The organism is Paraburkholderia sp. J10-1, assembly GCF_905220165.1.
In the GTDB taxonomy this organism is placed as follows: Bacteria; Pseudomonadota; Gammaproteobacteria; order Burkholderiales; family Burkholderiaceae; genus Paraburkholderia.
In genome coordinates, this window is the sequence record NZ_CAJMYW010000006.1 from 332,180 (window position 1) to 355,341 (window position 23,162).

Below are 23,162 nucleotides of genomic sequence, written 5' to 3' on the forward strand. Positions count from 1 at the left end.
TCGATTCAGCGGTCGACTGCGTCGCCGCACAGTCCGTTTCAGCAGCGGCAGCGGCGGCGGGCGACGCGTGCGCCCGCGCCGTCTCTGTCTCTGCATGGGGCGCTGCGCGCCCCGTTTGTTTTGCTGCGGCCCCGGCTGCGCTGCGCGACTTCTGTGCGCCTGCACGAGGAAGTTTGCTCATGGCGGCGGCTTTCGCCGACTTCGCCGGGACTCGCGGCGCCACTTAACCAGCCGCCCGCGTTTCGAGCACTTCGACCGCCGGGAGCTTCTTGCCTTCGAGGAACTCGAGGAAGGCGCCGCCGCCGGTGGAGATATAGCTGACCTTGTCGGCAATGTTGTACTTCGCGATGGCCGCGAGCGTGTCGCCGCCGCCTGCGATCGAGAACGCGCCCGAGTTGGCGATGGCGTCCGCGAGCGTCTTCGTGCCGTTGCCGAACTGGTCGAACTCGAACACGCCGACCGGGCCGTTCCACACGATCGTGCCGGCCTGCGCGAGCTGCGCGGCGAGCGCGTTGGCGGTGACCGGGCCGATGTCGAGGATCATGTCGTCGTCGGCCACGTCAGCCACGTCCTTCGTCTCGGCCTTGGCCGTCGGCGAGAATTCCTTGGCGGTCACGACGTCGGTCGGGATCGGCACCGAGGCGCCGCGCGCACGCGCCGCTTCGATGATGGCCTTCGCGTCGTCGACGAGATCCACTTCGGCGAGCGACTTGCCGATCTTCAGGCCCGCCGCCAGCATGAACGTGTTGGCGATGCCGCCGCCCACGATCAGCTGGTCGACCTTCTCGGCGAGCGACTTGAGAATGGTGAGCTTGGTCGAGACCTTGGAGCCCGCCACGATCGCGACGAGCGGGCGCTTGGGCGCGCCAAGCGCCTTGCCGAGCGCGTCGAGTTCCGCTGCGAGCAGCGGGCCCGCGCAGGCCGTGGGCGCGTACTTCGCGATGCCGTAAGTCGTGGCTTCGGCGCGGTGGGCGGTGCCGAACGCGTCGTTCACGTAAATATCGCAGAGCTTCGCCATCTTTTGCGAAAGCTCGTCGGAGTTCTTCTTCTCGCCCTTGTTGACGCGGCAGTTTTCGAGCAGAACCACGTTGCCCGGCTCGACGTTCACGCCGTTTTCCACCCAGTTCGCAACCAGCGGCACGTCGCGGCCAAGCAGTTCTGCGAGGCGCTTCGCGACCGGCGCGAGGGAGTCTTCGGGCTTGAACTCGCCTTCGGTCGGGCGGCCCAGGTGCGAGGTGACCATGACGGCCGCACCGGCGTCGAGTGCGGCCTTGATGGCCGGCACGGAAGCGCGCACGCGGGTGTCTTCGGTGATGTTGCCGTTGTCGTCCTGCGGCACGTTCAGGTCGGCGCGGATGAATACGCGCTTGCCCTTCAATTTGCCTTCGGAGATCAGATCGGAAAGACGCAGAACCTTGTTCATGGGCATGTCATCTTGATGGTGGGAAGGCGGTGGCAAGGCGATGCGGCGCCGCGGGCCTGCTTCTGGCGCGGCAAGACGTGCTCGACGGCACGGCGCGGGATCCGGTCTGACGCTGTCTCGGGTCGCTGCTCCGGGTCGCTGCTCGTCGCTGGCACGAGCCGGCATCGAATTGCGAGATCGGTATTTTAGCTGATAGCCAGGACGATCTGAGACGTGTCCAGGCGAATCTCCCGTATTTGGGCAGACGCTGCTCGCCAGGCGGGCTTTCGCGGGATTTGCTGCGACGCAGCATGCACGCAGGCCGAAAAAAATTAGCCAAAAGCACCGTGAAGCGACCCTAAAATCGCTTGAAAACCCCGCCCCGTACGCCCGCGGGCGCGCTGGCAGGCATCAAATGACGCTAAAATATTCGTCTTTGCCAACCGCAGCCACGCGGCGCGCGGCGAAGCACGCTGTATCAGCCCGATATTTACTGCACTTGTCTGGAGAATCGTATGTCAATGGCCGACCGCGACGGCAAGATCTGGATGGACGGCAAGCTGATTGATTGGCGCGACGCCAACATTCACGTGCTGACCCACACGCTGCACTACGGCATGGGTGTTTTCGAAGGCGTACGCGCCTACAAGACCGCCGGCGGCAGCACCGCCGTCTTCCGCCTCGCCGAGCACACCAAGCGTCTGCTCAACTCGGCCAAGATTTTCCAGATGGACGTGCCGTTCGACGCGAAGACGCTCGCCGACGCGCAGCTCGAAGTCGTGCGCGCGAACAAGCTCGAATCGTGCTACATCCGCCCGATCATCTGGGTCGGTTCGGAGAAGCTCGGCGTTTCGGCCAAGGGCAACACCATTCACGTGGCGATCGCCGCGTGGCCGTGGGGCGCGTATCTCGGCGAAGACGGCCTCGCCAAGGGCATCCGCGTGAAGACCTCGTCGTTCACGCGCCATCACGTGAACGTGTCGATGGTGCGCGCCAAGGCTTCGGGCTGGTACGTGAACTCGATCCTCGCCAACCAGGAAGCCACCGCCGACGGCTACGACGAAGCGCTGCTGCTCGACGTGGACGGCTATGTGTCGGAAGGCTCGGGCGAGAACTTCTTCCTCGTCAACAACGGCAAGCTGTACACGCCGGACCTCTCGTCGTGCCTCGACGGCATCACGCGCGACACGGTCATCACGCTCGCGCGCGACATGGGCATTCAGGTGATCGAAAAGCGCATCACGCGCGACGAGGTCTACACCTGCGACGAAGCGTTCTTCACCGGCACCGCCGCCGAAGTCACGCCGATCCGCGAACTCGACAACCGCACCATCGGCAGCGGCTCGCGCGGCCCGGTCACGGAGAAGCTGCAATCGGGCTTCTTCGACGTCGTGTCGGGCAAGAACGAGAAGTACGCGCACTGGCTCGCGAAGGTCTAAGAAAGAAAGGTCCGGGCGAGCCAACGCCCGGCCCCCACAGCTACACAGAGAATTGTCCTCATGAGCGAAATCAAGGAAATGCCGCTGGTCGAACTTTCGGCCAAGGATCTGCCCGCTTACTGTCCGAATCCGTCGATGCCGCGCTGGAGCAACCACCCGCGCGTGTTCCTCGACGTGACGCACGGCGAAGCGAAGTGCCCGTACTGCAGCACGCGTTACAAGCTGCGCGCGGGCGAGGTCGTCCACGGCCACTGACGCGTCGCGAGGCTCGCGCCGAATGGCGCGAAGCCGCGCTCGCGCCGGTTTCGTTCGTGCGGGCATGGCCGCCGGGTGAAGACACTTCACTCCTGCGGCATTCCCCGTGCTTCCCTGCCCGTCGCGCGCCGCCATGAAAACGGCGGCGCGCTGCGGGCTTTACGCACATCGCCACGAAGCACCAGGCTGCACTTGCGCTAACGCCCGCCGGCATGCCGGCGGGACGTCACGCTAACCGCTTCGTTGAATTAACCGCGTTTCACGCGCTCGCCCCGATTTCCCAAAACGGTCAAGCTGCGTGCAACCTCTACCCTCTCCGGACCCTGACTCCCGATGCGCCGCGCGCTGGTAATCGCACCGAACTGGATCGGTGACGCACTGATGGCGCAGCCGCTTTTTTCGCGGCTCGTGAAACTGCACCCGCGCATTCAGATCGATGCGCTCGCGCCAACCTGGGTTGCGCCCGTGCTCGAGCGCATGCCCGAGATCCGCGACGTCTACGCCACCGACCTCGGCCATGGCAAGCTGCAACTGCTGCGCCGCTGGCAACTGGCGGGCGATTTGCGCGCCGAGCGCTACGACGCCGCCTACGTGCTGCCCAATTCGCTCAAGTCCGCGCTGATCCCGTGGCTCGCCAATATCGGGCTGCGCATTGGCTATACGGGCGAGAATCGCTACGGCCTCTTGAACGTGCGCCATGCGAATCCGCCGAAGGACGAGCGCCCGCCCATGGTCAGGCACTATGCCGCGCTCGCCTACGCGCCCGGCGCGACCGTGCCCGACGACCTGCCGATGCCGCGCCTCGAGTCGGACCCGAATGAGGCGTCGCGCGTGTCGGCGCGCTTCAATCTCGATACGCGCGTGCCGCTGCTCGTGTTCTGCCCCGGCGCCGAGTACGGCCCCGCCAAGCGCTGGCCGCCCGAGCATTTCGCGGCGCTCGCGAAGATGGTGGGCCAGTCGTTCCCGTACACGCAGATCATCGCGCTCGGCTCGCCGAAGGACGCCCCGCTCGCCCAGGCCATTGCCGATCGCGCGCCGAACGTGCGCAACCTGTGCGGGCAGACCGCGCTCGGCGAAGCGTGCGCGCTGATCTCGCGCGCGAACGCCGTGGTGACCAACGATTCGGGCCTGATGCACGTGGCTGCCGCGCTGCGCCGCCCGCTCGTCGCGCTGTACGGGTCGACGGATCCGCGCCACACCCCGCCCTTGTCCGAGCTTGCAAAGGTACAATGGCTTCATCTCGAATGCAGTCCCTGCTTTGCGCGAGAGTGTCCGCTCGGGCATCTGAACTGCCTGCGCGAACTGAGCCCGGAGCAAGTTTTCGGCGACCTGCGCGGCATGCTGCTCGGGCAGCGATAGGACAGCCGGAAACATCGCCAGCCAGCGCTGGGCGGCTGTGTGCCGCCCGCCACGCTGAAAACGAAGCGCACGCAAATGGATGTGCGCCACGCAACGGACGCCACGCGCGTTGCGCGCGCCCAATAGAGGCATCGAGGCGCGGGAGAGACCGAAGCGCCGCATCGGAGCACGTCACAGACCTGTCTCGCGAAAGCGGCATGCTCGCGGCAACACGCGCGCAACGCAGCGCCAGACGCGAAGCGACGCAACCGTTCATCCGCCAACCCGCGCCAGGTACACGCCAAGTGCAACACCGGGCGCACAAGACCAACGAGCCATGCCACGTTTTGCCCACATCTTCGAAGCCGCCGCGGACACCCTCAACGCGTACTACCAGGCCGTCGCGGAAGTCAACATCGACAGCTTGATGGGTCTGTGGATCGATGAAGAATTCGTGAGCTGCATCACCGCGGAAGGCGCGCATCTGCACGGCCTGTCGAGCATCCGCGCGGGTCTCGCCGCGCAGCTCGAAGCGGCGCCGGTGTCGATCGAGCCGCTCGATATCCGCGTGTACGACAGCCTCGGCACCGTGGTCTACGCGATTGTGGAAGCGCATCGTCCGGTCGACCCCAGCGCGATTCCCACCATGGTCTTCACGACCTATGTGATGGTTCACGAGCGCGGCGAGTGGCGTATCGCACACATTCATGCGAGCCGCATGCCCGACGACGCAGCCACCCAGTTCTCGGCCAAATTGCGCCACGGCCAGGGCGCGCTGCACTGAAATAAAGGCGTAAAGCAGGGGGCAGTCATGAGTACGACCGACGACACCAGCAAGCCCAGCAAGGCGGCCCGCGTCGCCGCCGCGCTCGAGGCCCAGGCTGCCCTGCTCGGCGCCAGCGACGATACCGACTACCGCGCGCCGTTCTGGCTGCCCGGCGCGCACATCCAGACCATCGTGCCGGCGCTTTTCTCGCGCCTGCCCGCGCCCGCCTACCGGCGCGAGCGATGGGACACGCCAGATGGCGACTTCATCGAAGTGGACTGGCTGGACGGCAGGAGCACGGGCGCGGATTCACACGGCGCGCCGCTATTCGTGTTGTTCCACGGCCTGGAAGGCGGCTCGAGCTCGCACTACGCGCGCGCGCTCGCCGCGGCGGCGCACGCGCGCGGCTGGCACGCGGCGATCCCCCACTTTCGCAGTTGCAGCGGCCCGTTGAACCTGCTGCCGCGCTTCTACCATCTCGCCGATTCCGCCGAAGTCGACTGGGTCCTGCGCCGCTTCGCCGCCCGCCACGCCGGGCCGCTCGTCGTCGCGGGCGTGTCGCTCGGCGGCAACGTGCTGCTGCACTGGCTCGCGCAGCGCCGCCAGGACGCCGCGATCGTCTCGGCCGCCGCCGCGATCTCCACGCCGCTCGACGTGCATGCGGGCAGCGAGATGCTGACGCAGGGCTTCGGCATGATCTATACGCGCAGCTTCCTGAAGACGTTGAAGGTCAAGGCGCTCCAGAAACTCGAGCAGTACCCCGGTCTCTTCGACGCACAAGCCGTGCTCGCGAGCCGCACGATGTACGAATTCGACAATGTCGTGACCGCGCCGCTGCACGGTTTTCGCGACACCCACGACTATTACACCCAGGCGACGATCCGCCCGAAGCTCGGCGAGATCGTCGTCCCCACGCTCGTGCTGAACGCGCGCAACGATCCCTTCCTGCCGGGCCGGGTGCTGCCCGCGCGCCACGAGGTGAGCGCCGCCGTCGAGCTCGATCAGCCCGCGCACGGCGGCCACGTCGGCTTCATGACGGGACCGTTCCCGGGCCGCAGCGACTGGCTCGCACAGCGCGTGTTCTCTTATCTCTCGCCTTTCGTTTCTCATGGATGACATCGTCAAACAGGCGCTCGCGCGCTGGCCCAACGTCCCGCATTGCACGGGCTGGCTGCTGCTCGACGCACGCGGCAACTGGCGCATGCGCGACGAGGCCGCCCAGGCGCAGCATGCCCCCGGCACGGCGATCCGCCACGAAGCGCTGCTCGGCTTCATCAACCGCAATTACGAGCGCGACGAACAGGGCCAGTGGTACTTCCAGAACGGGCCGCAGCGCGTGTATGTCGAACTCGAATACACGCCGTGGATCGTGCGCCTCGCCGCGGGTCACGACGGCAGCGACGGCGCGCTGACGCTCACCGATCAGGGCGGTCAAGCGTTCGAGCCCGTGGCCGCCTACCTCGACGAAGCGGGCAGCGTGATCTTTGCCGATGCGAGCACGCCGCCGCGCGCGGCGCTGCTGCACGATCACGACCTCGACCTCTTCACCGACCACGCCACGCTCGCTGACGACGCCCACAGCGGCACCTTCCACTGGCGCGCCGGCGCCGCGCTGCCGCTGCAGCCGATCAGGCGTGCCGACGTGAGCGCGCGCTTTGCCTTCGTGACGAGCCCGGCACGCGCGGAGCGCGAAGCGCAGGCCACGGAGCGCAGCGGCACGCGGCCTGCATCCAAAGACTGAGCGCCGGCTCAGCCGCGGCCCTCATCCTTCTCGTCCTGGCGCTCCTGCTTGTAGCGCGCCTCGAAGTCGTGCAGGCGCGCTTCGATGGTCGACAGATCGTAGTAGCCGACCGATTTCATGTCGCGCGCCTCCTTGAGCTGACGGATGGCCGAGGGCCACGCGCCGTCTAGCGCGAGCTTCTCCGCCATCGCGCGATGCTGCGTGAGCGCGTCGCCGAGTCCTGCGCTCGCTTGCGCCAGATACAGCCACCATGCGTCTTGCTGCGGTTCGGCCTCGGTCTGGCTGCGCGCGAGCGCTTGCGCCTCCTTGAAGCGGCGCGCCGCGATTTGCGCCTGCAGCAGTGTGTCGGTGGCCGCGTGGGAGTCCGGCCACGCCTTGTGCGCGGCCTCGCCTAGCCGCACGGCGTCGTCGGCGTGGCCCGAGCGGCGCGCGATATCGACGGCGAGCACGTCGAGACTCGGCGAGTTGCGTGTTTTACTGCCGTCCGCGGCCTCGAACTGCGCGAACGCCGCCCGCGATTTCGCGAGCGACGCCGTGGCGTCGTCGTAGCGCTCGAGCAGCATTAGCGCGTAGGCAATGCCGTACCAGTTCGCAGCGACGTTGAGCGCCGTGCGGTCCTCGATTTCCGAGCGCAGACGCGAAACCTCATCGATGTACTCGTTGCGCGTACGGTCCTGCAGCACGCGCACACGCGCGCGCACGAAACCGTACTCGGGTGCCTGGCGCGGCTGCCGGTAGGCGGCGCGGCGCGCGCGGTCCTGCATGTCGGCGATGCGCTCGCCAGTGAGCGGGTGCGTGCGCGCATAGGCGGGCACGCCGGTGTCTTCCATCGAATCGCGTTCGAGCCGCTCGAAAAACGCCACCATGCCCCACGGGTCGTAGCCCGCGCCCGTGAGCAGCTGGAAGCCCACGCGGTCGGCCTCGTGCTCCGCGGCGCGCGAGAAACGCAACTGGCTGTCCACGGCATAGGCCTGGCTGCCGAGGGCGATCCCGGCGCCGAGGTCGCCGCTATGCGCGAGCACGCCGGCGAGAATGCCGAACAGCACGCCCGCCAGCGCCGCGAGCCCGGAGCGCTCGCTCTGCGAAAGCATGCGTGCGATGTGCCGCTGCAAAACGTGGCCCATCTCGTGACCGAGCACCGAAGCCAGCTCGGATTCAGTTTGCGTCACGACGATGAGCCCCGAGTTCACACCGATGAAGCCGCCCGGCAGCGAGAACGCATTGATCTGGCCGTCGCGGATCGCGAACAGATCGAAGTCGGGCCGGTAACCGCCGATGAACTGCGCGCTCGCGGCCGCCTCGAGGCGCGCGGCGACCGAATTGAGGTAGTCGCGCACGAGCCAGTCGCCGATGTAGTCGGGGTCGCGGCGAATCTCACGCATGACGCGCTCGCCGATGCGGCGCTCGGCCTGCGGCGTGAGCGCGCCGCCCGAGCCGTCGCCGAGGTCGGGCAGTTGCGGCACCCAGGCGGGAGCGCGCACGCTGGCGTTGCCGCTCGCGGAAGATGCGGCGGATTGGCCCGGTGCCGCCAAGCGGCTCTGCGCCCCGCCATAGGTGCCGAACACGCCTTGCGCGATCGAGGCGGGAATGACGGCGTCTGCCGTGTCGTCGAATGGGCCGCTGACGAGTGCGGGCGCCGTACTGGGCGCATTCGGCGCGGGGCCGGAGGAGGCCGGTGCGGGCTTCGCGGCAGGCTTCGTGGCCGCTGGCGAAGCCGCGCCGAGATTGAGCACGGCGGCATTCGACGCCTGCGCGTACGCTTGCGGGGAAGCCGCGAGCGACGCGCACAACCATGCAGCAAGCAGCCGTTTCAGACGCATTGATGACAGGATCGGGGAAGGCGGAACACCGGCACGGCGGCGCGCCCGGTGCGGACCGCCCCTGCGCTCGCGTGTGCTAACCGGCCAATTGTAGCCCTGCTTACAACCCTTGCGACCAGGTAAGACGCGCAGAAAGCGCTGCTTAACGCACTGTTAAGATAGGTACCCCTCAAGGAAGAACCCACCATGCCTGAACTCACGCATTTTGACGCAGCCGGCGACGCCCACATGGTCGACGTTGGCGGCAAGGCAGAGACGAAGCGCATTGCGCTCGCGAGCGGCACGATCCGCATGTTGCCGGCAACCTTCGCGCTGATCCGCGACGGCCACGCGAAAAAAGGCGACGTGATCGGCGTTGCGCGCATCGCCGCGATCCAGGGGGCAAAGCGCACCTCGGATCTGATTCCGCTGTGCCACCCGCTCGCGATCACGCGCGTGAAGGTGGACTTCGTGCTCGACGAAGCGCTGCCCGGCGTCCACTGCACGGCGCAGGTGGAAACGCTCGGCCGCACGGGCGTGGAGATGGAAGCGCTGACTGCCGTGCAGGTCGGCCTGCTGACCGTCTACGACATGTGCAAGGCGGTGGACCGCGGCATGACGATCACCGATGTGCGCGTGCTGGAGAAGCACGGCGGGAAGTCGGGGGACTGGGTGGCGGAGCGCTGAGATCATGACTCTCGACGAACTACGCGCGCAGGTTCTGGCGTTCCGCGACGAGCGCGACTGGCAACAGTTTCACACGTTGCGCAACCTGATCGTCTCCACGAGCATCGAGGCGGGCGAGCTGCTAGAGACGGTGCAGTGGAAGACCGACGCGCAGATCGACGCCCTGCTCGCCGATCCCGCGCAACTCACGCACCTCAAGCACGAATGCGCGGATGTGTTCATCTACCTTCTGCTGGTCGCGCATACCGCGGGGATCGATCTGGTCGATGCGGCAGCCGAAAAGCTCAAGCTGAACGCGCAGCGCTACCCCGTGGAAAAGGCGAAAGGCAGCGCCGCGAAATACTCCGAGCTTTGATTGCCAAAGGCGCGGCGCAGAACGCGGCGACAAGCCGCCGCTTCATGCGCGCGCCTTGAGGCTTAGTCGTCCGAATCGTCCTCGTCGTCTTCTTCGACCGACTTCGCTGGCGTCCCATATTTCTTCACGAGTTGCGCCTTGAAGTCCGCAAGCGTGGGCTGCTCGTCGAGCAAGCCATAGAGCGAAGCGAGCTGGGTCGGCCAGTCGTGCAGTTCCATCGCGAAAATGCGCAGGCGCTCCACCGTATCGAATGCGCCCGCCGTATCGCCATCCAGCGCCTGCAAAACGGCGTAGCGGCGCAGCACCGTTTCTCCGGGCAGCAGCGCGATGGCGCGCTGGTGCGCGTAAAGCTTGCTCGAAAGGCTCGCGGCATTCATCGGCAACAGCGTCGCCATGCCGTAGTCGCCCCAGGCGCCGAACAGGCGCGAAGGGTCGTCGCCGTAGTCGCGTGCCGGATGCTGCCCGTAATAGAGCACCTCGGCGCGGTTGTAGTCGCGCAGCACCGGGTACAGCGCCGCGACGCCGCCGAACACGATCACCGCATACACGCCGAGCGAGACGCGCGACGGCAGAATACGCAGCGGCTTGGTCTCCAACAGGCCGAAAACGAACATCGCCGGCAGCAGGAAGAACATGTACTGCTGCGGATACTCGACGAGCGCATGCATGACGAGCACGCCGATCAGCATGAAGCCGAATACGCGCTCGGCGGTGTGCGGCGCGCGCAGCCCACGCACGAACCACGCGACGAGCCCGATCACGACGATGGCAAGGCCGACGATGCCGGTCTTCGCGAGCAGGTCGAGGAAGATATCGTGCGCGTTATTGGCGATCTCGACGCCGCCAAGCGAGCGGACCAGCTCGAACTGATGCATCGGAAAATCGCCCCAGCCGACGCCCAGCACCGGATGCGACTTGAACATCGTCCAGCCGTAGCGCCACAGCGCGAGGCGCGGCGCGATCTGGCTCGCGTCCTTCATGCGCTCGGCGGCCGACTGTGCAAGGTCCAGGCCGTAGTGGACGTTGGCCCAGCGCACGAACGCATTCATGCCGAAAAAGATCAGCACGAGCACGACCGGAATGATCCAGGCGCGCACGCCACCGGGCTTGTGGCCCGAACCCGCCGACGCCTGGCCTTGCGCACCGAAGCTGCGCCCCTCGCCTGCTTCGGTACGGCAGCCCGCGAACGCGATCCACAGGCCCGCGACGAAAATCACGCCCATCTGCAGCCACGGCCCGCGCGACACCGTGAGCGCGAGGCCACCGGAATAGATCGCGGTCAGCACGCCCCAGAGCAGAATGTTCAGACGCCGCGTGAGCGCAAGGTACATCGCACCGGCCATCGCAAAGGCGATATACGTGGCCAGGTGATTGGCCTGTGCCATGTTGCCGAACGGCCGGCGATCCACCGTTATGTTGTACGCAACCACGAGCGGCGTGACCTTCGTTTCCAGGTGAAAGAGCTGGATCACCTGGGTGAATACGGCGAAAAGGCCGCCGATCTGGAGCGCGAACGCCCCCCACACGAGCGCCGACTGCATGAGGCGCGCGCGCGTGATGGTGTAGCCCGCGTGCGTCGCCAGCACGGCGGCGAGCAGGTAGCCCGCGCCGAGCCAGTTCATCGAGGGCTCGGCGAGCGGCAACGCGAACGTCTGCACGACCAGCAGCAGGCCGAATAAAAGCGGCACGAGCGCGACCGTGGGCGACGCGAAGCCCTCGCCCGAGCGCGCCGGGCGAACGAGCAACAACGTGGCAGCACCCATCAGCACATAAAGTGTCAGTGCAACGAATTCCGCATAGAACGTGGGAATCGGATAGGTGTGGTTGACGACCGCATAAGGCAGCGTCAACGCGAGGGCCAGCAAGACGAACGTAAGGTAACGCGCAAAATTGGAAGGCATGGTTGGGCGGGGCCGTTCAGCAACCGGGCACTATACAAAACTTTTCCCCCGCTGTGCGGGTGCAGCCGGTTCGACCGCACCCGCACCCACGCGCAACCCCTACGCGCGGCACTCCGGCGGTGCAAGATTGCCCGCCAGCGTTGCGGCGTCCGCCGGCGACGGGCCCGCTCCGGGTGCGCCGAGCGAGGAAGCCGTCTTGCCCGCTGCGAAGCACTCCCACGTGAGCGTGCCGCCCTGCACGCTGCCCTGCGCGAGCGCGACGCGCGCGGTGGGCGCATCGGCGTTGTCCGGCACCGAAGGCACGAGCACGATCGTATTGCTGCCCTCGGGCGCCACGCGCGAGGTGAAGGCGACGGTGATCTGACCGGTCGTATCGTCGATATGCAGCGACTCGACGTTGCGCGTGGCGGGCGGCACCGTGTAGCCCGCGCCGAACGCGTTGCCGCTCGCGGCGTTCTCCGCCACGGCAAGCCGCGCGGAAGCCGCGAGCGAGAGACCCTCCCCTACGCGGCTGCGGGCGAGGTAGTCCTGGTAGGCGGGAATGGCGTAAGCGGCGATCACGCCGACGATCGCGAGCACGATCATCAGTTCGATCAGCGTGAAGCCGCGTGCGGTCCAGCGGGAGGCAAGGCTTGCGAGGCGCGAGAGACGGGCGAAACACGCGCAGTGGTTGCCCGGCGGCGGGCTCAAGGGAAATGCAGATACGGTCATCGTCAGGGCTCCTGAAACAAGAAACGCCTGCTCACAGTCGTGAACAGGCGTCTTGATCGTATCGGCGGCCCGGTTTGCCCATCAGTCGGCCAGATGGCCTAGGCGCAATGGCACAGCCATGCGCGTTCAGTGCTCAGTGGGATTGCGGCCCTTGCGCCGCGGCCCGCCGCGCGTTGCGGCGCCTGAGCCAGGTCCCGAGCGCAACGACGAACACCGCCCCGGCCACGCACATGCCGTACTCGGCCGCGGGCGTATCGAGCAGCGGCCAGCGGTCGCCGGCGGGATCGTTGATGATGAGGCCGCCCGCGATCCAGCCGAGCAGCGCCGCGCCGAGCGTGATGATCACCGGGTAGCGGTCGAGCAGCTTGAGCACAAGCTGGCTGCCCCACACGATGAGCGGAATGCTCACCATCAGCCCGAAGATCACGAGCGCAATGCGGTGTTGCGGATCGGCGGATTCGGCGGCGCCCGCAATCGCGACCACGTTGTCGAGGCTCATCACCGCGTCGGCGACGATGATCGTCTTGATCGCGCCCACCAGCTTGTCGGCGGGCTTCACGTTGGCGTGCTCGAGATGACTGGGCGCGAGCAGCCGCACACCAATCCACAGCAGCAGCAGGCCGCCCGTGAACTTGAGGAACGGCACGTTGAGCAGCACGACGGCGAAGGCGATCAGCACCACGCGCAGCGCGATCGCACCGGCGGTGCCCCACAGAATGCCGCGCATGCGCTGCTGCGCAGGCAGGTCGCGGCAGGCGAGCGCGATCACCACGGCGTTGTCACCACCGAGCAGGATGTCGATGACGATGATCTGGATGACAGCGCCCCAGTGGAGCGTCGCGAAAAACTCGAGCATGGAAACGAAAACTCAGCCGGAATTCAGGATGGGCTCAGATATCGAGCCAAATAAAAAAGCGAGGAGGCCATGACTGGCTCCCTCGCTTTTTGTTCGGAAACCTCGTGAAAGGATTCCGCAAGCATATCAAAAAACGCTGGCCGCCCGCGCATGCATGATGCACAAGCGCCAGTGTATTTCGAATTTACAGCATCGCCTTCAGCAGACGACCCATTTCCGACGGATTGCGCGTGACCTTGATGCCGCACGCGTCCATGATTTCCAGCTTCGCGTCGGCCGTGTCCGCACCGCCCGAGATCAGCGCGCCGGCGTGGCCCATGCGCTTGCCCGGAGGCGCCGTGACGCCCGCGATGAAGCCAACCACCGGCTTCTTCATGTTGTCCTTGATCCACTCGGCGGCATTGGCTTCGTCCGGACCGCCGATTTCGCCGATCATGATCACGGCGTCCGTATCCGGATCGTCGTTGAACATCTTCATGACGTCGATGTGCTTCAGACCGTTGATCGGGTCGCCGCCGATACCGACTGCCGACGATTGGCCGAGGCCGATCGCGGTCAGCTGGGCAACCGCTTCATACGTCAGCGTGCCCGAACGCGACACGACGCCGATGCGGCCCTTGCGGTGGATGTGACCCGGCATGATGCCGATCTTCAGCTCGTCCGGCGTGATCGTGCCGGGGCAGTTCGGGCCGAGGAGCAGCGTCTTGCGGCCTTCGCGGCGCATACGGTCCTTCACTTCGATCATGTCGCGAACCGGAATGCCTTCCGTGATACAGATCGCGAGATCGAGGTCGGCCTCGACGGCTTCCCAGATCGCAGCGGCAGCGCCTGCCGGCGGCACATAAATGACCGAAACGGTCGCGCCGGTAGCATCCTTCGCTTCACGCACGTTCGCGTAGATAGGAATGCCTTCGAAATCTTCGCCGGCCTTCTTCGGGTTCACGCCAGCGACGAACGCTTCGCGGCCGTTCGCGTACTCACGGCAAGCGCGGGTGTGGAACTGACCGGTCTTGCCGGTGATGCCCTGCGTGATGACCTTGGTGTCTTTGTTGATCAGAATCGACATGTATTGACCTCTGTTCGTTTGGCGTTATGCGTCGCGCCAGACCGCTTCTTGCGTTGCGGTGTTCGCGCCGGCATCACGCCATTCGTGTCCGGTGAAAATTACTTGCCTTCGGCAGCTGCGACAACCTTCTGCGCAGCCTCTTCCATGCTGTCTGCCGAGATGATCGGCAGGCCCGAATCGGCCAGCATCTTCTTGCCGAGGTCCTCGTTCGTGCCCTTCATGCGCACGACGAGCGGCACATTCAGGTTCACGGCCTTCGAACCCGCGATCACGCCTTCTGCGATCACGTCGCAGCGCATGATGCCGCCGAAGATGTTCACGAGGATCGCCTTCAGGTCCGGGTTCTTGAGCATGAGCTTGAACGCTTCGGTGACCTTCTCGGTCGTGGCGCCACCGCCCACGTCCAGGAAGTTCGCCGGCTCGCCGCCGAACAGCTTGATGGTGTCCATCGTGGCCATGGCGAGGCCTGCGCCGTTCACGAGACAGCCGATGTTGCCGTCGAGCGAGATGTACGCGAGGTCGAACTTCGACGCTTCGATTTCAGCCGGATCTTCTTCGTCCAGATCGCGGTACGCGACGATTTCCGGGTGACGTGCCAGCGCGTTCGAGTCGAAGTTGAACTTCGCGTCGAGTGCGGTCACGGTGCCGTTGCTCGAGACGTTCAGCGGGTTGATTTCGGCCAGCGACGCGTCGGTTTCCCAGAATGCCTTGTACAGGCCCTTCAGGACTTCACGCGCTTGCGGAATCGAAGCAGCCGGCACGCCGATCTTCGCGGCGAGGTCGTCAGCCTGGGCGTCCAGCAGACCCGTCGACGGCTCGACGATGACCTTGTGGATCAGCTCCGGGTGCTTTTCGGCGACTTCTTCGATGTCCATGCCGCCTTCGCTCGAACCCATCAGCACGATCTTCTGCGACACGCGATCGACGACAAGGCTGACATACAGTTCTTGCTTGATGTCAGCGCCTTCTTCGATCAGCAGACGCTTGACCTTCTGGCCTTCCGGACCGGTCTGGTGCGTAACGAGCTGCATGCCGAGGATCTGGTTCGCGTATTCGCGGACCTGTTCCAGCGACTTCGCAACCTTCACGCCGCCGCCCTTGCCGCGGCCACCTGCATGGATCTGTGCCTTGACGACCCAAACCGGACCGCCCAGCTCTTCAGCGGCCTTGACCGCGTCATCCACCGAAAACACCGGGATGCCGCGCGGGACGGCGACTCCGAATTTCCGCAGGATTTCCTTACCCTGGTACTCGTGAATCTTCATGCGTGATTCCTTCAGTCTGAGAGTTGGAGTGAACTTCGATTCCGCTGTTGTTATTCATGCGAGACGGCGTCGGCCCTGCCCTCTTGGCCCGGGCTCCGGCTGTCGCGCACGCTGGGGGTTTCGGCGCCGCGCTCTATTGAACGCGGCACATGGCCATACCAGCGCGGATAAAACTGCTTCACCGCCTCCCCGTCGAACCGCAGCGCATGGCAGCGGCCAAGCTGGAAGGGCGGCTTTTCACCGTCGGCCTCAATGCCTCCGGCGGTCTTGCCGTGTTCCGGTCCGGGCGCTTCACCCGGCGAGCCATTCGATGTGTCCCACACTTCTCCAACGAACGCCTGGATCGCTGCGGTCGGCAATACGCCCAACATTTCTGTGAGGTGCGTGCAGCCAACCGTGCCGGCGAGGAGCCGGCCCGCTTCGCGGCGGAAGTTCTGGAGGAGATTGAGCCCGATAAGGGCCCGATAGGCGGGATGAGCGTTCTGGCACTGACCGTCGTAAGGCACCCAGTCGGACGACGCTTCTGCGTCGACGACGTTGAGCTTGCGATCGATCGTAATGCGCAGCCAGAGTTCATGGATCGGCAGACCATTGGGCCGGACACCGGCGGCGAGCGGCACGTCGCGTGGCTTGTGGTCGGTCAGGCACGCGTCGATGTCCCACAGGCCGTCTTCGCGCTCATAGGCAACCGCCCGAATGGCGCGCTGGTGGCGCAACTGGCGGGGCACGGGCGGAGAAAGCGGCATGCTAAAGGTAAGACCGGATTGGAAAACCTCGCGATTTTAACATACCGGGTATTTGAGACAGCCGCGAACACACAGGCCTGGCGTGGACATGTCTGTACGGATTTTTCGAGACGGCCGGCTCAATTGTCGGACCAGTCTTCCTCGATTCCCTTGAGGATCTTCCCGATGATCGACATCGAGAAGCCCCGCGCCGCGAGAAAGCGCGCCTGGCGCGCGCGTTCGGCGGGCGTTTCGGGCAACTGACCGTACTTCTTCTGCCAGACCGTGCGGGCGCGCGCGAGTTCGGTCTCACGCAGTTGCGTGCTGACTTCTTCGATGAGCGCATCGCCCACGGCGTGGCGCTTGAGTTCGCTGACGATACGCCCTGCCCCCACGCGCGCCGCACGCCGGTGCACGACGCTTTCGGCAAAGCGCGCGTCGGAGAGCCAGCCTTCGCGCTCGAGCGAATCGAGCAGCGCTTCGAGTGCGTCGGCGTCTTCGGTGTACGGCACGAGCTTGCGCGAAAGTTCGGCGCGGCTGTATTCGCGGCGCGAAAGATAGCCGAGCGCGCGACCCTTGAGGGAGCGCTCGGGCCGCTGCTTTGCCGTGGATGCTTTTTCGCGCTCGCTCGCGCGTGCGGCACGGGTGACCGAGCTGCGCTCGTATTGATCGGCTTGCGGTGCGCTGGATTCGCGAGCGGTTTCGCCAGGCCCACGGCGCGAGCGCTTGAATGATGTTTCGAACGGCAGCGGCTCTGATGACGCGTTTTCCGCCGACTCATTGGTCCCGCCGAAGAAAGCCTCGAACGGCACTTCGAAGACCGCGCCGCCATCGTCGCTGAGATCGGCGGGCGCGGAATATGCCGCGTCAGAATGCGCAAAGCCGCGATCGCCCGCCTGGGCGTCGCGGCTTGAACGGCTCATGCGTGCGTCGGCAGGCTTCACGGCGGGGCGCCGCTCGGCGCCCCGGTCAGCAGGCGAACCCGCCCGCGAGTTAGCCTGATCGCCGGAAGGCGAGGACGTAGGTGACCCGCCCTTGCGCATCAGCTTGCCTTATCTACGAGAGCCTGAAGAATTTACTCTTCGTCAGCGACTTCGACTTCGCCGGAATTGTCGACGCCGGCCGGCATCGTGCTCACGCCCAGCGATTCGCGGATGCGGTTTTCGATCTCACGAGCGATGTCCGAGTTCTCGCGCAGGAATTCGCGTGCGTTGTCCTTGCCCTGGCCAATGCGCTCGCCGTTATAGCTGTACCACGCACCCGCCTTGTCGACGATCTTGGCCTGCACGCCGAGGTCGACGATTTCGCCCTGACGCGAAATGCCTTCGCCGTACAGAATGTCGAACACGGCTTCGCGGAACGGCGGCGAGACCTTGTTCTTCACAACCTTCACGCGCGTTTCGCTGCCGATGACTTCGTCGTTCTTCTTGATCGAGCCAATGCGGCGAATGTCCAGACGCACCGACGAGTAGAACTTGAGTGCGTTGCCGCCCGTGGTGGTTTCCGGGTTGCCGAACATCACGCCGATCTTCATGCGAATCTGGTTAATGAAGATCACCATGCAGTTCGTCTTCTTGATCGTGCCGGTGAGCTTGCGCAGCGCCTGCGACATCAGACGCGCCTGCAGACCCGGCAGCGAGTCGCCCATTTCACCTTCGATTTCGGCCTTCGGCACGAGCGCCGCGACCGAGTCGATCACGATCATGTCGATCGAGCCCGAGCGCACCAGCGCGTCGGTGATTTCGAGCGCCTGCTCGCCCGTGTCCGGCTGCGAGATGAGCAGTTCAGGCACGTTCACGCCGAGCTTGGCGGCGTATTGCACGTCGAGCGCGTGTTCCGCGTCGATGAACGCCGCCGTGCCGCCGAGCTTCTGCATTTCGGCGATCACCTGCAGCGTGAGCGTGGTCTTGCCCGACGATTCCGGACCGTAGATCTCGACCACGCGGCCGCGCGGCAAACCGCCCACGCCAAGCGCGATGTCGAGGCCGAGCGAACCGGTGGAGACTACCTGGATGTCCTCGACCGCTTCGCCGTCGCCGAGTCGCATGATCGACCCCTTGCCGAACTGCTTTTCGATCTGCGCGAGCGCGGCGGCCAGCGCCTTGCTCTTTTCAGCAGTCAGCCCAGCCGAGCCTTTCTTGCTATCTTCCATGAATCGTCCTTTGCTATGATGAACGGCGTCTCGTGACCATGCGCACGCCTCATTCGGGCTAATGCACACGAACGCAGACACTGTATAAAAAAACAGTGGTTTTGGCAAGCCTTTCCGGCGATCCAGAACCGCGAATTTCGGGAGACCGCCGCGCGTCGCCTGGCCGCGCCTTCAAAGACGCGGCGCGGCGCCGGTGCTACGAGGTCAAAGGGCCTCGAAAGCGACGTTGGCGCAACATGCGAATCCTCATTGCCGAAGACGACAGCATACTCGCGGACGGGCTCGTGAGATCACTCCGCCAATCGGGCTATGCCGTTGATCACGTGCGTAGCGGCGTGGATGCCGATACTGCCCTGTCGATGCAGTCGTTCGACCTCTTGATCCTCGATCTTGGCCTGCCGAAAATGCCGGGCCTCGAAGTGCTGCGCCGTTTGCGCGCGCGCAATTCCAACCTGCCCGTGCTGATCCTCACCGCCGCCGACAGCGTGGACGAGCGCGTGAAAGGCCTCGACCTCGGCGCCGACGACTACATGGCCAAGCCCTTCGCGCTCAACGAACTCGAAGCGCGCGTGCGTGCGCTCACGCGGCGCGGCGCGGGCGGCGGCCCGACCATGGTGCGGCATGGCGCGCTCTCGTACGACCAGGTGGGGCGCATTGCGCGCATCAACGACCAGGTGCTCGATCTTTCGGCGCGCGAACTCGGTGTGCTGGAAGTGCTGCTGCAGCGGCTCGGGCGGCTCGTCTCGAAGGAGCAGCTCGTCGATCACCTGTGCGAGTGGGGCGAGGAAGTCAGCAACAACGCCATCGAAGTCTACGTGCACCGGCTGCGCAAGAAGCTGGAAACCGGCGGCGTGCGCATCGTGACGGTGCGCGGACTGGGCTACTGCCTCGAAAAGGAGGCGAAGGAAACGCACGCCGGCGCGAGCCAGCCAGGCACACGCGCCGAGACCGGCACACCCGACGCCACGCCGGCGATGCCCGCCAGCCACTATTTCAAATAGGCGGAGTCGAAGATGGCCGGGCGTCCTCCCATCGCGCGCGCCGTGCCGCCCAAGGGCGCCGCGAGCACAGCCGGCGAAAACACATCGGGCGCGTCCGCATTCACGGCCGACGCCCTCGACGACGACGCGCGCGACGCCCGCTACGCCAACCCGTTCGCCCCGCCCGACGAAGCCGAAGCCGCCGCCGAGGCGCGCCCGCGCTCGCTTTTCGGCGAGATTCTCGACTGGATGCTCGCGCCCTTGCTGCTGCTCTGGCCGATGAGCATCGCGGTCACGTATCTCGTGGCGAAGTCGATCGCCAACGGCCCCTTCGACCGCGCGCTCGAAACCGACGCCTATGTGCTCGCGCGCCAGATCCAGCCCGTCAACGGCGTGGCCGAACTCACACTGCCCGCCTCCACGCGCGACTTCCTGCGCGCCGACAACGTCGACAGCGTGTTCTACCAGGTGCTCGGCAGCCGCGGCGAGCTGATTGGCGGCGATCGCGACATGCCGCTGCCGCACGACGACGACCGCCCGCCGCCCGGTCTCGTCGAGTTCCGCGACGACACGCTGCGTGGCATCGACATCCGCGTCGCCTATACAACAGTGGAGCCGACGCACCTGAGCGCCGGCGACCGGCCGGGTCAACCGGTGCTCGTGCAGGTCGCAGAAACGCTCGACAAGCGCCGCCAACTGGCCAACGACATCATCAAAGGCGTGATCCTGCCTCAGTTCGTAATCCTGCCGCTCGCGATCCTGCTCGTGTGGTTCGGTCTCTCGCGGGGCCTCGCGCCGTTGCACGCGCTGCAGTCGAACATCCGCATGCGCCGCCCCGACGATCTTTCGCCGCTCGAAGCGCGCCGCGCGCCGCCCGAAATCGAGCCGCTCGTCACCTCGTTCAACGACCTGCTCACGCGGCTCGAGCAGAACATGGAGCTGCAAAAGCGCTTTATCGCCGACGCCGCCCATCAGATGAAGACGCCGCTCGCGGGCCTGCGCACCCAGGCCGAACTCGCGCTGCGCCAGGACGCGCCTGCCGAAGTGCACCGCTCGCTCGAGCAGATCGCGACAAGCTCCGAGCACGCCGCGCGGCTCGTCACGCAGCTGCTCGCGCTCGCGCGCGCGGAAAACCGCATGTCCGGGCAGATCTTCACGCCGGTCGACGTGGCGGACGTGGCGCGCCACGCCGTGCGCGACTGGGTGCAGCCGGCGCTCGCCAAACAGATGGACCTCGGCTACGAAGGCCCCGAAACGGCGTACGGGAGCGAGCAGGACGAGGACGGAGCGGTGGCGCGCGTCGAAGTGGACGGCAACCCGGTGATGCTGCGCGAGATGCTCTCGAACCTCATCGACAACGCGATCCGCTATACGCCTGCGGGCGGGCGCATTACCGTGCGCGTGCGGCCGGAACCCGCGGCGGGCGTGGTCCATCTCGAAGTGGAAGACACGGGTATGGGCATTCCTGCCGCCGAGCGCGAGCGCGTGTTCGAGCGCTTCTACCGCATTCTCGGGCGCGACGGCGAAGGCAGCGGTCTCGGGCTCGCGATCGTGCGCGAGATCGCCACGATGCACGGCGGCACGCTCGCCATCGACGATCACGTCTATCAAGACACGCCGCGACTCGCCGGGACGCTCGTGCGCGTGACGCTGCGGCTGCGCGCGAAAGCTTGAGCGGCATCGCCGCCGCTTGAGCGGCAAAACCACCCGGAAACTGACGGATCACGTCAGAAAAGCGGGATGGGACTTACCCTTATCCGATACGCAATACGCAAACTCAATTTCGCGCGTTAAAAGACATTCGACCATCAATGCGCGAACTTATCGAATAGTTTGCCGAACATAACTGATTAGACCCCACTCCGACGCATCCCTCAGAAACCCACACGCGCGTCAGAAGCCCGTAAGTTTCCATTCCAATAATGCTCCGCAGGACCGCGGGTCTTTAGCGTCGCCTGCCCGACGGACCACACGCATATCAATACTGGAGACATCTATGGCAACCGTTGGCGGACAAGTCTCGCACGCGCCGATGACCCGCGACGAAAAACGCGTGATCTTCGCGTCGTCGCTCGGCACCGTGTTCGAGTGGTACGACTTCTACCTGGCCGGCTCGCTCGCGGCCTTCATCAGCAAGAGCTTCTTTTCCGGCGTCAATCCCACGGCCGGCTTCATCTTCACACTGCTCGGCTTCGCAGCCGGCTTTGCCGTGCGCCCGTTCGGCGCGATCGTGTTCGGGCGCCTCGGCGACCTCGTGGGCCGCAAGCACACGTTCCTCGTCACGATCGTCATCATGGGTCTCTCGACCTTCGTGGTCGGTTTCCTGCCCGGCTACGCCGCAATCGGCATTGCGTCGCCGGTGATCTTCATCGCCATGCGTCTGCTGCAGGGTCTCGCGCTCGGCGGCGAGTACGGCGGCGCCGCGACGTATGTCGCTGAACATTCGCCGCCCGGACGTCGCGGTTTCTACACCGCGTGGATCCAGACGACCGCCACGCTTGGCCTCTTCCTCTCGCTGCTCGTGATCCTCGGCGTGCGCACGTTCGTCGGCGAAGAGCAGTTCGCCGCATGGGCCTGGCGCATTCCGTTCGTCGCCTCGATCCTGCTGCTCGCCGTTTCGGTGTGGATCCGTCTGCAACTCGACGAATCGCCGGCGTTCAAGCGCATCAAGGCGGAAGGCAAGGTCTCGAAGGCGCCGATCAAGGAAGCGTTCGGCCAGTGGAAGAACCTCAAGGTCGTGCTGCTCGCCCTCTTCGGCCTCACGGCTGGCCAGGCCGTGGTCTGGTACACGGGCCAGTTCTACGCGCTCTTCTTCCTCACGCAAACGCTGAAGGTGGACGGCGCCAGCGCCAACATCCTGATCGCGCTGGCGCTGCTGATCGGCACGCCGTGCTTCCTGTTCTTCGGCGCGCTTTCGGACAAGATCGGCCGCAAGCCCATCATCATGGCTGGCTGCCTGATCGCGGCGCTCACCTACTTCCCGATCTTCAAGGCAATCACGCACTACGCGAACCCGGCGCTCGAAGCCGCGACGCAGCGCGCGCCGATCGTCGTGATCGCGAATCCGGCCGAATGCTCGTTCCAGTTCAACCCGGTTGGCACCTCGAAGTTCACGAGCTCGTGCGACATCGCCAAGAGCGCGCTCTCGAAGGCTGGCCTGAACTACGAGAACGTGGCCGCTCCGGCTGGCACGCTCGCGCAGATCAAGGTGGGCGACACGACCATCGACACGTTTGACGGCCGGGCGCCGGGCGCCAAGGAAGCCGGTGCGCTGTTCGAGAAGACGCTCGCGGCCACGCTGAAAGCGGCGGGCTATCCGCTCAAGGCCGACCCGGCGCAGCTCAACTGGCCGATGACCGTGGTGATGCTGACGATCCTCGTGATCTTCGTGACCATGGTGTACGGGCCGATCGCGGCGATGCTGGTGGAGATGTTCCCGACACGCATCCGCTACACCTCGATGTCGCTGCCCTATCACATCGGCAATGGCTGGTTCGGCGGCTTCCTGCCGGCGACCGCCTTCGCGATCGTGGCGGCGCGCGGCGATATCTACTCGGGCCTCTGGTATCCGATCATCATCGCGCTGGGCACCTTCGTGATCGGCATGCTGTTCGTGAAGGAAACCAAGGACTCGGATATCTACGCGCAGGATTGAGGCTGTGAACGCCGCCGGGCGGGGCTTCTCGCCCGGCGACTGCCTTCTCTGCAAAAAAGATGACGAAGG

General features: G+C 65.6%; 21 protein-coding genes. 11 read left to right on the forward strand and 10 right to left on the reverse strand.

Features of this window, described 5'->3' with window-relative positions; genetic code table 11:
- Positions 1–223 precede the first annotated feature (223 nt).
- The gene (locus U5A65_RS21155; protein WP_321935047.1) at positions 224–1,423 is read right to left on the reverse strand and encodes a phosphoglycerate kinase; all 1,200 of its coding nucleotides are present in this window, start codon (positions 1,421–1,423) and stop codon (positions 224–226) included.
- A 494-nt stretch (positions 1,424–1,917) separates the two neighbouring features.
- On the opposite strand from U5A65_RS21155, the gene U5A65_RS21160 reads away from it, so the two are divergent.
- From U5A65_RS21160 to U5A65_RS21185, 6 genes are all read left to right on the forward strand, one after another.
- Positions 1,918–2,841 (forward strand): branched-chain amino acid transaminase, encoded by a 924-nt coding sequence (locus tag U5A65_RS21160; protein ID WP_321947239.1) that lies wholly within the window; start codon positions 1,918–1,920, stop codon positions 2,839–2,841.
- A 60-nt stretch (positions 2,842–2,901) separates the two neighbouring features.
- Entirely contained in the window at positions 2,902–3,096 is a 195-nt protein-coding gene (locus U5A65_RS21165; RefSeq protein WP_028205950.1) for a zinc-finger domain-containing protein, read from the forward strand.
- A 333-nt stretch (positions 3,097–3,429) separates the two neighbouring features.
- On the forward strand, positions 3,430–4,455 hold the full coding sequence (gene waaF / locus U5A65_RS21170; RefSeq protein ID WP_321913741.1) for a lipopolysaccharide heptosyltransferase II: 1,026 nt from the start codon (positions 3,430–3,432) through the stop codon (positions 4,453–4,455).
- A 316-nt stretch (positions 4,456–4,771) separates the two neighbouring features.
- Positions 4,772–5,218 (forward strand): nuclear transport factor 2 family protein, encoded by a 447-nt coding sequence (locus tag U5A65_RS21175; RefSeq protein ID WP_028205952.1) that lies wholly within the window; start codon positions 4,772–4,774, stop codon positions 5,216–5,218.
- Positions 5,219–5,245: 27 nt separating this feature from the next.
- Positions 5,246–6,316, forward strand: a complete 1,071-nt coding sequence (locus U5A65_RS21180) for a YheT family hydrolase (RefSeq protein WP_321913740.1) — start codon at positions 5,246–5,248, stop codon at positions 6,314–6,316.
- Positions 6,309–6,941 (forward strand): DUF2946 family protein, encoded by a 633-nt coding sequence (locus U5A65_RS21185; RefSeq protein ID WP_321947241.1) that lies wholly within the window; start codon positions 6,309–6,311, stop codon positions 6,939–6,941. The genes U5A65_RS21180 and U5A65_RS21185 overlap by 8 nt, the downstream gene beginning before the upstream one ends.
- Before the next feature lie 8 nt (positions 6,942–6,949).
- On the opposite strand, the gene U5A65_RS21190 is transcribed toward U5A65_RS21185, so the two are convergent.
- Positions 6,950–8,761, reverse strand: coding sequence for a M48 family metalloprotease (locus U5A65_RS21190; RefSeq protein ID WP_321947243.1), 1,812 nt, complete (start codon positions 8,759–8,761; stop codon positions 6,950–6,952).
- Positions 8,762–8,947: 186 nt separating this feature from the next.
- Here U5A65_RS21190 and moaC point away from each other — a divergent pair, with 186 nt between their 5' ends.
- Positions 8,948–9,427, forward strand: a complete 480-nt coding sequence (gene moaC / locus U5A65_RS21195; RefSeq protein WP_321913737.1) for a cyclic pyranopterin monophosphate synthase MoaC — start codon at positions 8,948–8,950, stop codon at positions 9,425–9,427.
- A 4-nt stretch (positions 9,428–9,431) separates the two neighbouring features.
- A complete protein-coding gene (locus tag U5A65_RS21200) occupies positions 9,432–9,782 on the forward strand; it encodes a nucleotide pyrophosphohydrolase (protein ID WP_158758565.1) in 351 nt (116 codons plus the stop codon).
- Between the two features lie 62 nt (positions 9,783–9,844).
- Here the strand turns inward: U5A65_RS21200 and U5A65_RS21205 are convergent, their stop codons facing one another.
- The 8 genes from U5A65_RS21205 to recA form a co-directional block, all read right to left on the reverse strand.
- Complete coding sequence (locus U5A65_RS21205) at positions 9,845–11,683, reverse strand: PglL family O-oligosaccharyltransferase (protein WP_321913735.1); 1,839 nt, start codon at positions 11,681–11,683, stop codon at positions 9,845–9,847.
- Between the two features lie 99 nt (positions 11,684–11,782).
- Complete coding sequence (locus U5A65_RS21210) at positions 11,783–12,394, reverse strand: pilin (protein WP_321935043.1); 612 nt, start codon at positions 12,392–12,394, stop codon at positions 11,783–11,785.
- A gap of 133 nt (positions 12,395–12,527) precedes the next feature.
- Positions 12,528–13,250 carry a TerC family protein gene (locus U5A65_RS21215; protein WP_321913733.1) on the reverse strand — a complete coding sequence of 241 codons (723 nt, stop codon included), beginning with the start codon at positions 13,248–13,250 and terminating at the stop codon, positions 12,528–12,530.
- A 184-nt stretch (positions 13,251–13,434) separates the two neighbouring features.
- Positions 13,435–14,316: a succinate--CoA ligase subunit alpha gene (gene sucD, locus U5A65_RS21220; RefSeq protein ID WP_069262862.1), complete on the reverse strand. Its 882-nt coding sequence runs from the start codon at positions 14,314–14,316 to the stop codon at positions 13,435–13,437.
- 98 nt (positions 14,317–14,414) lie between these two features.
- Complete coding sequence (gene sucC, locus U5A65_RS21225; RefSeq protein WP_321913732.1) at positions 14,415–15,581, reverse strand: ADP-forming succinate--CoA ligase subunit beta; 1,167 nt, start codon at positions 15,579–15,581, stop codon at positions 14,415–14,417.
- Positions 15,582–15,631: 50 nt separating this feature from the next.
- Complete coding sequence (locus U5A65_RS21230; RefSeq protein WP_321913731.1) at positions 15,632–16,327, reverse strand: DUF2889 domain-containing protein; 696 nt, start codon at positions 16,325–16,327, stop codon at positions 15,632–15,634.
- Positions 16,328–16,446: 119 nt separating this feature from the next.
- Complete coding sequence (gene recX / locus U5A65_RS21235; protein ID WP_321947245.1) at positions 16,447–17,229, reverse strand: recombination regulator RecX; 783 nt, start codon at positions 17,227–17,229, stop codon at positions 16,447–16,449.
- Positions 17,230–17,381: 152 nt separating this feature from the next.
- Positions 17,382–18,458 (reverse strand): recombinase RecA, encoded by a 1,077-nt coding sequence (recA, locus tag U5A65_RS21240; protein ID WP_321913729.1) that lies wholly within the window; start codon positions 18,456–18,458, stop codon positions 17,382–17,384.
- Positions 18,459–18,694: 236 nt separating this feature from the next.
- Here recA and U5A65_RS21245 point away from each other — a divergent pair, with 236 nt between their 5' ends.
- The 3 genes from U5A65_RS21245 to U5A65_RS21255 all read left to right on the forward strand — a co-directional run bounded on the left by U5A65_RS21245 (position 18,695) and on the right by U5A65_RS21255 (position 23,093).
- Entirely contained in the window at positions 18,695–19,459 is a 765-nt protein-coding gene (locus U5A65_RS21245) for a response regulator transcription factor (protein WP_321947246.1), read from the forward strand.
- A 12-nt stretch (positions 19,460–19,471) separates the two neighbouring features.
- Positions 19,472–21,112, forward strand: a complete 1,641-nt coding sequence (locus tag U5A65_RS21250) for a sensor histidine kinase (RefSeq protein WP_321913727.1) — start codon at positions 19,472–19,474, stop codon at positions 21,110–21,112.
- Between the two features lie 322 nt (positions 21,113–21,434).
- Positions 21,435–23,093 carry an MFS transporter gene (locus tag U5A65_RS21255; protein ID WP_321913726.1) on the forward strand — a complete coding sequence of 553 codons (1,659 nt, stop codon included), beginning with the start codon at positions 21,435–21,437 and terminating at the stop codon, positions 23,091–23,093.
- Positions 23,094–23,162: the final 69 nt, after the last annotated feature.